Below are 13781 nucleotides of genomic sequence, written 5' to 3'. Positions count from 1 at the left end.
GCCTCACATATGTGACAGATATGGCGATGCCATCCGATATGTATTTTACATTTGCCATCCCGTTTCGTACTCTTCGATTCAAATACACATAAATGCACGGATCAGGAGACGTATGGAAACCACCTTCCCGCCCAACGCGGCCGACCATCCGCCACCGTCGTTGGCGTCGCTCAGCAAGTCGCAGATTCGCCGCGCCGTGCTGGCTTCGGTGATCGGCAACGGGCTGGAATGGTTCGATTTCCTGATCTACGGTTACTTCGCGAAGATCATCGCGCACGTGTTTTTCCCGGTCGGCAACACGGCGCTTTCAACCGCGCTGACGCTCGGCACGTTTGCGGTCGGGTTTATCGTGCGACCGCTCGGCGGGATAGCGATCGGCGCGTATGCGGATCGCGTCGGGCGCCGCAAGACTCTCTCCATGCTCATCCTGCTGATGGCCGCCAGCACCTTGTTGATGGGCCTGACGCCCGGCTATTCCAGCATCGGTGTCGCCGCGCCTTTGCTTGTGCTGCTTGCACGCGTCATGCAAGGTTTATCCGTTGGCGGAGAGTTCGCCACGGCCGCCGCGATGCTCACGGAATACGCGCCGCACGGCAAGAAAATGTACTTCGGCAGCTTCCAGATGACGTCGCAGGCGGTGGCGCTCGTGCTCTCGTCGGCGTTCGGTTATTTCCTGACATCGAATCTGGATCGGGCGTCGCTTGAATCGTGGGGCTGGCGCGTGCCGTTCCTGGTAGGCGCGCTCGTCGGGCCGGTGGGGTTTTATATCCGCCACAAAGTCGCCGAATCGCCCGAATTCGTGCAGTTGCGCGAACGGCTCGGTCACGCGCCGCGCCAGACCATTCGCGGCTTTTTCCGGCAACGCGGCGACGCGTCGTTGTGCGCGATGGGCGTGATCATCGTCGGCACGGCGACGAATTACCTGTGGCACACGTTCATGCCGCTGTATGTCGAGCGCCAGTTGCACTTGCCGCTCAAGAACGCGTTGTTCGGCACGGCGGTGTCGGGGCTGGTCTCCATAGTGGGTTATCCACTCGCGGGGAAACTGGCGGACCGGATCGGCGCGTACCGGTTGTTCTTTCCGGTAACGATTGTCTGGGTCGTGATCGCGTATCCGCTGTTCGCATGGGTGCTCGCGTCCCCCACGCCGGGCCGCGTTTTCGCCGCGCAAATGGTCGCAACCGTGGTGCTGAGCCTGATGTCCGGACCCCATCCCGGCATGCTCACGCAGTTGTTCCCCACCGCCACGCGGTCCACCGGTGTCGCCCTCTCATACAACATCGCGGTGACGCTGTTCGGAGGCCTCGCGCCGCTGACTGTCTCCACGCTGATCACCGTCACCGGATCGAATATCGTGCCGGCGTATTACCTGATCTTCGCGGGCTTCGTCTCGCTTGCGCTGGTTGGGCTGACCCGTTCCGGACGACGTCTGCGCCGCGATCCCGGTGCGCTCCCGCTGGATTGAGATGAACTCCTCCCATAAAGCTCGCAATGAGCGTCCGGTGAGCGCCGTCGGCAATGAACGGCTGCGCGTGGTTACGCCGCGCGGCGCGGGCATGGTGCCGTTTTACCGGTCGATAGAAGAACGCGATGCAGCGGATGTTTCGCGAATCGTGATCCTGCTGCATGGCCGTTTGCGCGATGCCGATGCCTACCTGCTCTCGGCGCAACGCGCGCTGGCGGCGGCATCGACCGATCCCGCCCGTACGCTGCTGCTCGTGCCGCAATTCCTGGCCACCGCGGATATTCCCGCGCACCGCTTGCCGGCCGATATGCTGCACTGGGAATGGACCTCATGGATGGGCGGCGACGACGCGCTCGGTCCCGCGCAGCTTAGCTCCTTCGATGTCCTCGATGCATTCATCGAGCAATTCGCGGATCTTGCGCGTTATCCGGCTCTGCGCGAAGTTGTGATCGCCGGGCATTCGGGTGGCGCACAGGTCGCGCACCGGTACGCGATAGTGCGTGCTGCGCGCAACGTGCCCGGCGTGCAGTGCCGGTACGTGATCGCGAACCCATCGTCGTACGTGTACTTCGATTCGATCCGGCCCTGCGCGGACGGTGTTCTGCGTCCCGCCGATACCACCGCGTGCCCCGGCGTGGATGACTGGAAGTACGGCGTGCGGCGCGTGCCGCGCTACGCGGAGTCCGCGTCGTTCGATAGGCTCGAAACACGCTACGCGGCTAGTGACGTTGTTTATCTGCTCGGCCAGCAGGATTGCGATCCACACCACGACGCGCTCGACCGTTCGTGTGCAGCACAAGCGCAAGGACCCCATCGGCTCGCGCGCGGGCGTTCTTATTTTTCGTACCTCAAGGCACGCCACCCGGCGCTCGGACATCGGTGCTGGGAAGTCGCCGGCGTAGGCCACAACGGCGCCGCGATGCTCGGTTCGAGCGAAGGCGTGCGAGCGTTGTTTGGCGTGGAACGGCTCGCAAACGTGGTCGATTCATCGACTGCCGGCGCGACGGACTAGACACAGCGCGACTCACCACAACATCAAAGAACGTTGCCTCCGCGACGGGACTGTTGTCGCCTGAACGCTGCGACGTTGGTTTCTTTTTCTGTTTATCGGCCAGCGTTTGGCTGGGTCGTTTGGGTCGTTTGGGTCGTTTTTTCGATGCAGGCAGCAGTTAATAAACATTTGGAGACAGCATGATTAACAACACCATCGCCGCTTGCGGCGTATCCCTTGTCTTCGCGACGCTGGCCGGTTGCGGCGGTTCGTCGTCGAACAACGACAGCACGCCCCCCACGCCGCCGGTTTCGTCCGTCGCCGCGTGCACAGCGCTCGGCGGGACGAAGATCGCGGCGGCGTCGATTGGTGCGCCCAGCAACGGCGCCACAGTAGCGAGCGCAACGCTGGTCGCGGCGTCGAGCACGTCCGGCGAGTATTGCCAGGTGAACGGCACCATTGCGCCCGTCGATGCAACCGCGCCGAACATCAATTTCGAAGTCAATTTGCCCACGGCGTGGAACAAAAAGGCGCTGCAATACGGCGGCGGCGGTTTCGACGGCACGCTCATCAACGGCCTTGCCGCGCTCGACATGGCGCCGGCCGGTTCGTCGACACCGCTTGCTCGCGGCTATGTGACCTTCGGCGATGACTCCGGTCACCAGAGCAAAAGCATCACCGACGGCTCGTTCGCCGCGAACGATGAAGCGCTCGCCAACTACGGTGGCCTGACGCTGAAAAAAACCCACGACGTCGCCATGCTGTTGCTCAAGGCCCGTTACGGCGCCGCGCCCACGAAAACCTATTTCTTCGGCAGCTCGACCGGCGGCCGCGACGGCCTCACCGTGATCCAGCGATGGCCCGCCGACTATGACGGCATTGTCGTGAACCGGCCCGCTCTGAACTACACGGGTCTGCGGCTTTCCAACGTCGTGCTTGGCCGCGCGCTTTATCTGAATAACGGCGCAGGCTGGCTCGACGTGAACAAGACCGTACTTCTGGAAAATGCCGTGATGAAAGCCTGCGATACGCTCGACGGCGTGGCCGACGGCATCATCTCGAACGTTGCGGCGTGCAAGCTCCAGGCGCCCGCCGTGCTCGCCGCCCTGCGCTGCCCGGCCGGCAAGGACACGGGAGACACCTGTCTTTCCGACGCCCAGATCGCAACCGTGAACACCATTGCTTCGCCGATGCTGCTGCCCTATCCGCTCGCGAACGGCGTCACGCGTTACGCCGGGTACAACATTCTCGCCGGCTCCGTGTTCGCGGGCCCGTACACCACACGCAACTTTGGCACTTCGCCAACACCAGCCAACCCCGCCGGCAAGAACGACGCGAACCAGTGGGTCACGGGTGACCAGTGGGTGAAGTACTTCATCACGCGTATCCCTACGTTCAATTCGCTCACCTTCGATCCGCTGAATCCGGGCACTTACCAGGCGCAAGTCCAGCAAGTCTCCGCCGAAAGCGATGCGACCAACGCCGACCTCTCGGCGTTCATCGCGAAGGGAGGCAAAGCGATCATCACCCACGGTCTCGCCGATGAAATCGTCAGCACGGATTCGTCGGTGGACTACTACAGCGCACTCGTGCAGAAGTTCGGTCAGGCTTCGGTTGACAGCTTCGTACGCTTCTACCTGATGCCCGGCGTTGGCCACGGCACCGGACCGTTCCTGCCGCAAGTCGATTCGCTCGGTGCACTAGAGCAGTGGGTAGAAAACGGCACGGCACCGGAAACGCTCACCGTCACGGACTCGACAGCCGCAACTGCCGGGCGTACGCGACCGTTGTGCCGTTACCCGACCTGGCCGAAATACACGGGCGGCGACGTCAATTCAGCAGCGAGTTTCAGTTGTAGCCAGTAATCGCCGGGGGAGGATCGGGTGGGTCGCACCATTGTCCGGAAGGCTTGTCGAGCAAGAGAAGCAATCGCTTTCTGCTCTGCTATAGTCTTTCCCATCCTCCCTTTCCAGATCGCGCGTGGACCACATTCCCTTATGGGCGCAAATCTGCGCCATTTTCCTGCTGCTGTTTCTCTCCGCATTCTTCTCGATTTCCGAAACATCGATGATGGCGCTCAATCGCCATCGCCTGAAACACCTCGCCACCAAGGGTTCGCTGCGTGCTCGCGTCACGCAGGGCCTGCTTGCCAAGACCGATCAACTGCTGAGCGTGATCCTGATCGGCAACAATCTGATCAACACGATCATTCCGGTACTCACAACGTCCATCGCGCTGCACACTTTTGGCCATAACAATCTGGTGTTGTCGGTGACAACCGGGGTTGTCGCGTTCCTGATTATTGTGTTTGCGGAGATTGCACCAAAGATTGTCGGCGCGACTTATCCGGAAAAGGTCGCGCTCCCGGCCAGCCTGGTCTTGTCGCCGTTGATGCGCGTGGCGAGGCCGCTCGTCTGGTTCGTCAACCTGTTTGCGAACGGCGTGCTGAGGGTGCTGCATATCAATACGAAAGGCGGCCGGGACCAGCGGCTTTCCACCGAAGAATTGCGCACCATCGTGCTGGAATCGGGCAACTTCATGCCGACCAAGCACCGCAGCATATTGCTGAACCTGTTCGACCTGGAGAACATCACCGTTGACGACGTGATGATCCCGCGCCGCCGGATTGAAGCGCTGGATTTCGACGCCCCTTTCGACACCATCCTGCATCAGCTCGAGACCTGCTATCACAACAAGCTGGTGGTATATCAAGGCGACATCGACCGCGTGCTGGGTGTTCTGCACGTGAGAAAGACGCTCTCGGCACTGCATAACCAGGAATTCGAACGCGAGACATTGCGTGAGCTGTTGGCCGAACCGTATTTCGTTCCGGCCGGGACGCCCGTGTTTCAGCAACTGCAATTCTTTCAGGAAAGCAGGCATCGAATTGCGATTGTGGTGAACGAATACGGCGAGCTGCAAGGGCTGGTGACGCCGGAAGACATCATTGAAGAATTGATCGGCGAGTTCACCACAACCATTCCACGCGGGGCCGGTTCGCGTGGCGGCTGGAACGAGGAAGGCGAATGCATTGTGGCGGGGAGCATGCCGCTGCGCGAACTGAACCGCTGGCTGAAACTGTCGCTTCCCACCGACGGCCCGAAGACCCTCAATGGCCTGATCCTCGAGACGCTGGAAGAGATCCCGGACGGCGACGTGAGCGTGCGTATTGCAGGCGTGCACTTTGAAGTAATGCGCAGCGACGATCAGGCAATACGTACCGTGAAGATATTCCGGCCACAAGGCGTGGTGCTGAGAAAGCAGGCTTAGCGACGAAGTTCGGTTCATGGGCGGGGCGGGTCTCGAATAGGGCCTCGGGTTGCATCAGCTTGGGCCCTTTTTGCCTCCGCGCATCACCCATTGGGCCGCGTTAGCCATTCGGCCAGCTTTTTCGGCGGTGCATGCGTTAGCCATTCGGCCGAGTTGGAATGAGGCGCGGGGCGGCACAAGATCGGGGTATCGCGTCCACCGAGCCATGCCCATGCCGTCCTCTCTCCCCGTTACGTTTTCGCGGCCCCCACCACAGCTATCCGCTCGCCCGGCCGATGCAATCCCGGACGCCGACAGCGCACCCGCCGTCGCATTGCTCACCGATACCCTGCGTGAAGCAGCGGCGCGCGGCGCCTCCGATATCCACGTGGAACCGGGCGAACATGAGTGGCGCATCCGGTTGCGTATTGATGGCGCACTGCACGTCTTTCTCAAACCCCCGCATCATCTACGCGACGCATTCACCACGCGTATCAAGGTGTTGGCGCGCATGGACATTGCCGAGCGGCGCGTGCCGCAAGACGGGCGTTTGCGGTTGCCGCTGGCAAACGGGAACCCGGAGGACTATCGCGTAAATTCGCTGCCGGTCCTGTTCGGTGAAAAACTCGTATTGCGTCGGATGGAGTCACTGCCGGCTGATTTATCGCTGGCGGCGCTAGGACTCACCCCCGACCAGCAGAAGACCATAGAAGCCGCGATCCACGCGCCGCACGGACTTGTGCTGGTCACCGGTCCCACCGGAAGCGGCAAGACCCTGTCGCTGTACTGCTTTCTGCAGATGCTCAACGCGGAGTCGCGCAACGTCTGCTCAGTCGAGGATCCGGCAGAGATCCAGCTTGCGGGTATCAATCAGGTCAGCGTCCGCGACAAGGCAGGCCTCACTTTCGCAGTCGCGCTGCGCGCATTCATGCGACAGGATCCGGACGTGATCATGGTGGGCGAGATCCGCGACGCCGAAACCGCCGACGTCGCCGTGAAGGCAGCACAAACCGGCCATCTGGTGCTCTCCACGCTGCATACGAACGACGCGCCCGCCGCCATCGCAAGACTGATCGATATCGGCATTGCGCCGTACAACCTGGCGTCGGCGCTGAGGCTCGTCACGGCGCAGCGATTGGTGCGGCGTCTTTGCCAAGCGTGTCGCATGCCTTCGGAGCTGGAGTTCGAGCCGGGTTTCAGGCCCTATGAGCCGCGTGGCTGCGCGGCGTGTCATGGCATTGGTTATCGCGGGCGAGTGGGTGTGCATCAACTGATGCCCGTCTCCGACTCCCTACGCGAACTGATCGTCGCACGTACCGCCACGCACGCTGTCACCCGGCAAGCGCAAAGCGAGGGCATGCCGAGCCTGCGCGACGCCGCGTTCGCAAGAGTACGCGAAGGCATGACGAGCGTAGCGGAAGCCGCTGACGCCACGGAGCTCACATGAACGTGAGCCGGCTGTCCTTCGATACGCGCTTTGGCTGGCGAGGCGTTGACGCAAACGGCGCGGACAAGCGTGGCAGGACAATAGCCGCGGACTCAACCAGTGCGCGTGCTGCACTAAAGCGCGACGGTGTCACGGTGCTCGAGATCACCGCGCTCGGCTCGGCCCCGCCACCCAAAGCGCGCGCCGCCGACGTCACGCTATTCACCCGCCAACTCGCCGGCTTGCTGCGCGCCGGCTTGCCGCTCGCGCCGTGTCTGGAGCTCATCGCCGACACCCCTTCGCGTGGTGGCCTGCCACGCATCGTGGGATCAGTTGCGCGCGATATCACGCAGGGCGTCGCATTCTCGGAAGCCCTCGCACGTCATCCGGCCTGCTTCAACGCGCTGTATTGCCAACTGGTTGCAGTCGGCGAACTGGCAGGTGCGTTGCCGGTCGTACTCGCGCGGCTCGCCGAAGACCGCGACCGCGCCGGTGCCCAACGGGCGAAACTGCGCGCTGCGCTGACCTATCCGGTGGCGGTGCTGTTGTTGTCGCTTGCCATCACCGCAGGATTGCTGATTGGCGTCGTGCCGACCTTCAAGACTATCTTCGATGGTTTCGGGGCTAAATTGCCGGCACCGACCTTGTTCGTGATCGCGTTATCGGATGGCGTCGCGCGCTGGAGCGGCCCGTTCGCGCTCCTTTGCATGGTTGCCGGCATCGCGCTCAAGCGGCTTTTAACGCGCGTCCCGGCAGCCCGAAGCGCGTTTGATCGCGCCATGCTCAAATTGCCGCTCGCCGGCTCCCTGCTACGTGCTCTCGCGGTGGCGCGCTGGAGTCGCGCGCTAGGCACCTTGCTGGCGGCGGCCACGCCGTTATCGGATGCATTCGATTCGTTGTCGAGCGCCACCGGTAACCGTATCTTCGATACCGCCACCGTCGAGGTCGCCCGGCGCCTTCGGAGCGGCGAGCGGCTCGCCGCCGCCATGCGTGCGGTCGGCTGCTTTCCGCCAGATGTGGTGCAGCCTATCGCCGTGGCCGAGGAATCGGGTTCGCTCGACGCAATGCTGCTCGATCTCGCTACACTGGGCGACCGTCAGGTAGACGAACAGACGAGTGCGTTCGCGAGCCTGTGTGAACCGGTCGTGATCGTCGTGCTCGGTGCATTGGTGGGCGGGCTCGTCGTCGCGATGTATCTTCCGATCGTTCAACTCGGGAATGTGGTGTAGGTGGTGTAGCATCGCAGCCGAATTCAACCCAGGACAGCCATGCAGCCTTTGTATCAGGCGGAGTTTTCAGGCCGCTATCTCGACGCTTACGGTTCCGCGTTCGGCGCTTTGCCGCTCGCGGCGCAGTATGGTTTCGCGATCATTTTCGGGCTGGTGATCGGCAGCTTCCTGACGGTGGTCGTGCACCGCCTGCCGATCATGCTCGAACGCGCGTGGAGAGCGGAGAACGCTGTCGTCAAGGAGGACGATGCAGATGGCAGCAAACCCGACGCCACGCCGCTCGCCCTTTACAACCTCGCCGTCCCTCGCAGCGCCTGCCCCCACTGCGGCCACGTGTTGCGGGCGTGGGAAAATATTCCGGTCGTGAGTTATGTACTGCTGCGTGGCCGTTGCGCGAAGTGCAACGCGCGCGTCAGCGCTCGTTATCCACTGACGGAGCTGGCTACCGCGCTGTTTGCCGCCCTTTCGCTGTTTGCGTTCGGACCCGCGCTGGTCGCGCTTGCCGCGTTCGGCTTATGCGCGACGCTGCTGGCCGCGAGCCTGATCGACTTCGATACCCGCTATCTGCCCGACACGCTGACATTGCCTCTGCTGTGGGCCGGCCTGATCGTCAATCTCGGCGACACGGCATTCGTCCCGCTGCACGAAGCGGTGATCGGCGCGATCGCGGGTTATCTGTTTCTCTGGTGCGTGTATTGGCTGTTCAGGCTGGTACGCGGCGTGGAAGGCATGGGTTACGGCGATTTCAAGCTGCTCGGCGCGCTCGGTGCGTGGCTTGGCTGGCAAGCGCTCCCGCAGGTCGTGCTGTTGTCGGCGGTAGCCGGCGCCGTCTTCGGCCTGGCGGCAACGGGTATCGGCAAGATGCGGTTTGAAGAACCGCTGCCGTTCGGGCCGTTTCTCGCGGCAGGCGGCGTGATTACGTTATTTTTCGGTACGCCGCTTTACGCCATGTTCGGCGGATAAACCCAGACGAAAAGGGAGTCGAGCGATGTTCAGCATCGGCCTGACCGGCGGGATCGGCAGCGGCAAGACCACGGTGGCGGACATGTTCGCCGCGCGTGGCGTGCCCGTCATCGATACGGACTTGATTGCGCACCAGATCACCGCACCGGGTGGCGTCGCCATGCCGCTGATCGAAAGCACGTTCGGCCCGGAATACGTCGCCGCTGACGGTTCGCTGGATCGCGTGAAGATGCGCACGCGCGTTTTCTCCGATAACGCCGCTAAAGCTCAACTCGAATCGATCACGCATCCGCTGATCCGCGCCGAAAGCGAACGCCAGCGCAATGCAGCACAAGGGTCCTATCACATCGTCGTGGTGCCGTTGCTGATTGAAGCGGGCGAGCGCGCCAGCAAAGTGGAGCGGATTCTCGTAGTCGACTGCCCAGTGGACACGCAAATCGAGCGTGTGATCCGGCGCAATGGCTTCACACGCGATCAGGTGCTCGCCATCATCGCGCGTCAGGCCACGCGTGAAGCACGTCTGGCAGCCGCCGACGACGTCGTCGTCAATGACTCTGCCGCCACGTTGGAAACGCTGCAGCGCGAGGTGGACGCCCTGCACGCACGCTATGTGGCAATGGCGTCCGGCACGAGCAAACCGCGTACCTAGCAAGTGCATGCAACGCGTTCGAACTCGTCACGAACGGCGCTGAAAATGTGCGCCGGATGCGATTAAACGTGTCGATTTGCCTGGGGTTTGATGCGGCATTAGAATGTCCTCACTTTCTGCCATCGAACCCATCGACCAACGCCGAGGCGAGCGCGCTTGATCCTTTACGAGTACCCCTTCAACGAGCGAATCAGAACGCTGCTGCGTCTCGAAGACCTTTTCGAGCGCTTCACCTTCTTTCTGACTCAAGAAGACCCGCGCGAACATCACGCTGCACTGACCACGTTGTTCGAGATCGCCGAAGTCGCCGGCCGCACGGATCTGAAAGCGGACCTGATGAAGGAACTGGAGCGGCAACGTCAGACGCTCGCGCCGTTCCGCGGCAATCCCGGTATCGAGCAGGATGCGTTGGAGTCCGTGCTGGGCGAGATCGAACAGACCTTGGCCGGCCTCGGGCAGATGCAGGGCAAGACAGGCCAGCATCTGGCCGATAACGAGTGGCTCGCGAGCATTCGAAGCCGTACGATCATTCCGGGTGGAACCTGCCGCTTCGACCTGCCGTCGTACTTCGCGTGGCAACAAAATCCAGCCGAGGAGCGTCGCGGGGACATCGCGAAATGGGTCACGCCCATGCTGCCATTACGCGACGCAGCGACTATCGTGCTGCGTCTCGCACGCGAATCGGGACAGGCGTCCAAAGTGATGGCGATGCAAGGCAGCTATCAGCAGATGCTTTCGGGTCGAACTTATCAATTGATGCAGGTGCGGGTACCGTCCGACACCCGCCTGATTCCCGAAGCGAGCGCGAACAAGTACATGCTGTGGGTACGCTTCACGGTGCAGGACGGCGATCTGAGGCCACGTGCAGTAGATGCCGACATCCCATTCCACCTGACGCTCTGCAGTCTTTAAGTTGGGCTTGAAAACCCCATTTACTGAACTCAACCTCTTTAAATCCGCACTGCAGAATGACCACTATCGTTAAATGCCCGACTTGCGAGAAGGACGTCCGCTGGGTTCCTGAAAGCCGCTTTCGTCCGTTTTGTTCAGACCGTTGCAAGCAGATCGATCTCGGTGCCTGGGCGACCGAGAAGTACAAGATCGACGGCAGTCAGCAAGACACGCCGCCCGATGAAGACTCATATAGCGGCCTGAACTAGGCCGCGTAGCAAGACTCCACCGCGCAAAAAAAGCGTCTAGACTGCTTCAGCCGCAAGCCATTCCAGCACCGGAATGGCTGCCGGCAGCAACGGCGTGACATCGGCGGGAAGATGCTGCCAGGCCAGCGCCTGGCCTTCACGTCCGACCGGCTCCCCGCTCCACGCCGTCACCTTGCAAAAGTAGAGCCGCACGTATGCGTGGGGGTAATCGTGTTCGAGGGTCCGCCAGCGCTCGCAACCAGTCACGTCAATACCCAATTCCTCATGCAATTCCCGCGTGAGCGCTGCTTCAACACTTTCCCCCGCTTCCAGCTTGCCGCCGGGAAACTCCCAGTAACCTTCATACGGCTTGCCTTCCGGACGCTGCGCCAGCAAATAACGGCCGTCTGGCTGAACGAGTACGCCTACCGCGACGTCCGTCACCTTGCGCCCATCGGGCGCCGTGTTTGAAACGCTCGTAGTAGAAGCGCTCATGCCTTGCGGCCCGACCAGTCGCGGGCGAATTGCCACGCCACGCGTCCCGAGCGCGATCCGCGCTCCAGCGCCCACACGAGTGCGTCACCGCGAGCACCGGCGATCTCTTCTTCCTGGCAGCCGAAATGCTTCAGCCAGTGCCCGACGATCGTCAGGTAATCGTCCTGTTTGAACGGATAGAAGCTCACCCACAGACCGAATCGCTCCGACAGCGATATTTTTTCTTCGACTACTTCACCGGGATGAATTTCACCGTCGGATGTGTGTTTGTACGTCTCGTTGTCGCTCATATATTCGGGCAACAAATGACGCCGGTTCGACGTTGCGTAGATCAGCACATTGTCCGATTGTGCGGAAATCGAGCCGTCCAACGCCACTTTCAGCGCTTTGTAGCCCGACTCACCCTCTTCGAACGAGAGGTCGTCGCAGAAAACAATGAACCGTTCCGGCCGCACCGAGATCAGGTCGACGATATCGCCGAGATCGTGCAGATCGTCTTTATCGACTTCGATCAGCCGCAATCCTTCCGCGTGGTACTTGTTCAGGCAGGCCTTGATCAACGACGACTTCCCGGTACCGCGTGCGCCCGTCAGCAACACGTTGTTCGCCGGCGACTTGCGCACGAACTGCCGCGTGTTCTGCTCGATAAGCCCCTTCTGGCGCTCGATATTGCAAAGATCGTCGAGCGACAACGGCGACAAATTCGCCACCGGCTGCAGGAACCCACGTCCCTGGCGCTTGCGCCAGCGAAACGCCACGGCGCTGTTCCAGTCGATTTCGGGCGGAGCCGGCGGCAACATCCCTTCTACGCGCGCCAGGACGGCTTCGGCGCGGGTCAGAAATTGTTCGAGTTTATCCATGGAAATGTGTGTGGTTCAGGACCGGTAATCGGCGTTGATGCTGACGTAATCGTGCGAGAGATCGCAGGTCCAGATGGTGGCGTCGGCCTGACCGCGGCCTAGCAGCACGCGGATCGCGATCTCGCTTTTCTTCATCACGCGCTGGCCGTCTTCCTCGCGATACTCAGGATTGCGACCACCGTTCTTCGCGACCAGGACGTCATCGAGATACAGATCGATCTTGTTCACGTCGAGATCCGCCACGCCCGCATAACCGATAGCGGCAAGAATCCGGCCCAGGTTGGGATCGGACGCGTAGAACGCGGTCTTGACGAGCGGCGAATGGCCGATCGCATACGCGATCAGGCGGCATTCGGCTTCGCTCGTGCCGCCTTCCACCGTCACTGTCATGAACTTGGTTGCGCCCTCGCCGTCGCGCACGATCAGTTGCGCCAATTCCTGCGCCACCGACGTTACCGCCTCGCGCAGCGCGAAATAAGCGGGCGAGTCCGTGGAAGCGATCAAAGGCAGCGTCGACTTGCCCGAGGCAATCACGATGAACGAATCGTTCGTCGAAGTATCGCCGTCAATGGTGATGCAGTTGAACGAGCGATCTGCAACGTGCTTGATCAGCGTATCGAGCACCGGTTGCGTGACAGCGGCGTCGCAGGCGAGAAAACCAAGCATGGTCGCCATGTTCGGCCGAATCATGCCGGCACCCTTGCTGATCCCCGACAGCGTGACCGTATGGCCATCGATCTGAACCTGACGCGATGCCGCTTTCGGCAAGGTGTCCGTGGTCATGATGGTTTGCGCAGCGTCGTACCAGTGAGCCGGCTTTTGATTCGCCAGCGCGGCGGGCAATCCCGCTTTCAAACGATCAACGGGCAGCGGCTCGAGAATCACGCCGGTGGAAAACGGCAGGATCTGCGTGGCTTGCAGGTCCAGCAGCGCCGCCAGCGCCTCACACGTTTCGCGCGTGTGCGCCATACCCGGTTCGCCGGTTCCCGCATTCGCGTTGCCCGTGTTCACCACCAGCGCACGAATGCCCCTGGCGCCCGCGCGCACTGCGTCCAGATGCTCGCGACACACCGTCACGGGCGCCGCGCAGAAACGGTTTTGCGTGAACACACCGCCGACCGTCGCGCCTTCTTCGATCTGTATGACCAGCACGTCCTTGCGATTCGGTTTTCGAATGTTCGCCTCGGCCCAGCCTAGCGTGACGCCGGCGACGGGAAACAGGTGGGCGGGATCGATCGAGGGGAAATTGACGGCCATGTTCGCGACTCGCTGAAAGTGGCGAGTGCCGGCGCGCAGAAGGCGCTACGGCACAGGG

General features: G+C 61.9%; 13 protein-coding genes. 10 read left to right on the top strand and 3 right to left on the bottom strand.

Annotation, left to right across the window (positions count from 1 at the left end; all coding sequences use genetic code 11):
• Positions 1–112 precede the first annotated feature (112 nt).
• From AWB69_RS01710 to yacG, 10 genes are all read left to right on the top strand, one after another.
• Entirely contained in the window at positions 113–1465 is a 1353-nt protein-coding gene (locus tag AWB69_RS01710) for an MFS transporter (RefSeq protein WP_062081457.1), read from the top strand.
• Between the two features lies 1 nt (position 1466).
• Positions 1467–2477: a hypothetical protein gene (locus AWB69_RS01705; RefSeq protein WP_062081454.1), complete on the top strand. Its 1011-nt coding sequence runs from the start codon at positions 1467–1469 to the stop codon at positions 2475–2477.
• A gap of 179 nt (positions 2478–2656) precedes the next feature.
• The gene (locus AWB69_RS01700) at positions 2657–4321 is read left to right on the top strand and encodes a tannase/feruloyl esterase family alpha/beta hydrolase (RefSeq protein WP_062081452.1); all 1665 of its coding nucleotides are present in this window, start codon (positions 2657–2659) and stop codon (positions 4319–4321) included.
• 115 nt (positions 4322–4436) lie between these two features.
• The gene (locus AWB69_RS01695) at positions 4437–5726 is read left to right on the top strand and encodes an HlyC/CorC family transporter (protein ID WP_062081449.1); all 1290 of its coding nucleotides are present in this window, start codon (positions 4437–4439) and stop codon (positions 5724–5726) included.
• Positions 5727–5931: 205 nt separating this feature from the next.
• Complete coding sequence (locus AWB69_RS01690) at positions 5932–7152, top strand: GspE/PulE family protein (RefSeq protein WP_082913228.1); 1221 nt, start codon at positions 5932–5934, stop codon at positions 7150–7152.
• Complete coding sequence (locus tag AWB69_RS01685; RefSeq protein WP_062081445.1) at positions 7149–8360, top strand: type II secretion system F family protein; 1212 nt, start codon at positions 7149–7151, stop codon at positions 8358–8360. The genes AWB69_RS01690 and AWB69_RS01685 overlap by 4 nt, the downstream gene beginning before the upstream one ends.
• A 39-nt stretch (positions 8361–8399) precedes the next feature.
• The gene (locus tag AWB69_RS01680; protein WP_062081442.1) at positions 8400–9323 is read left to right on the top strand and encodes a prepilin peptidase; all 924 of its coding nucleotides are present in this window, start codon (positions 8400–8402) and stop codon (positions 9321–9323) included.
• A gap of 25 nt (positions 9324–9348) precedes the next feature.
• Positions 9349–9972, top strand: a complete 624-nt coding sequence (gene coaE, locus AWB69_RS01675; protein ID WP_062081440.1) for a dephospho-CoA kinase — start codon at positions 9349–9351, stop codon at positions 9970–9972.
• 156 nt (positions 9973–10128) lie between these two features.
• Complete coding sequence (zapD, locus tag AWB69_RS01670; protein ID WP_031360708.1) at positions 10129–10884, top strand: cell division protein ZapD; 756 nt, start codon at positions 10129–10131, stop codon at positions 10882–10884.
• 56 nt (positions 10885–10940) lie between these two features.
• Positions 10941–11132, top strand: coding sequence for a DNA gyrase inhibitor YacG (gene yacG, locus AWB69_RS01665; protein WP_062081437.1), 192 nt, complete (start codon positions 10941–10943; stop codon positions 11130–11132).
• A 36-nt stretch (positions 11133–11168) separates the two neighbouring features.
• On the opposite strand, the gene AWB69_RS01660 is transcribed toward yacG, so the two are convergent.
• The 3 genes from AWB69_RS01660 to argJ are packed head-to-tail and all read right to left on the bottom strand — an operon-like array spanning position 11169 to position 13723.
• Positions 11169–11606, bottom strand: coding sequence for an NUDIX domain-containing protein (locus AWB69_RS01660; protein ID WP_062081434.1), 438 nt, complete (start codon positions 11604–11606; stop codon positions 11169–11171).
• A complete protein-coding gene (locus AWB69_RS01655; RefSeq protein ID WP_062081432.1) occupies positions 11603–12466 on the bottom strand; it encodes an ATP-binding protein in 864 nt (287 codons plus the stop codon). Before AWB69_RS01655 ends, AWB69_RS01660 begins: the two co-directional genes overlap by 4 nt.
• Positions 12467–12481: 15 nt before the next feature.
• Positions 12482–13723, bottom strand: a complete 1242-nt coding sequence (gene argJ, locus AWB69_RS01650) for a bifunctional glutamate N-acetyltransferase/amino-acid acetyltransferase ArgJ (RefSeq protein ID WP_062081429.1) — start codon at positions 13721–13723, stop codon at positions 12482–12484.
• Positions 13724–13781: the final 58 nt, after the last annotated feature.

Source organism: Caballeronia udeis (assembly GCF_001544555.2).
In the GTDB taxonomy this organism is placed as follows: Bacteria; Pseudomonadota; Gammaproteobacteria; order Burkholderiales; family Burkholderiaceae; genus Caballeronia; species Caballeronia udeis.
The sequence above is the reverse complement of the archived record's forward strand: the minus strand, read 5'-3'. Positions and strand labels throughout refer to the sequence as shown.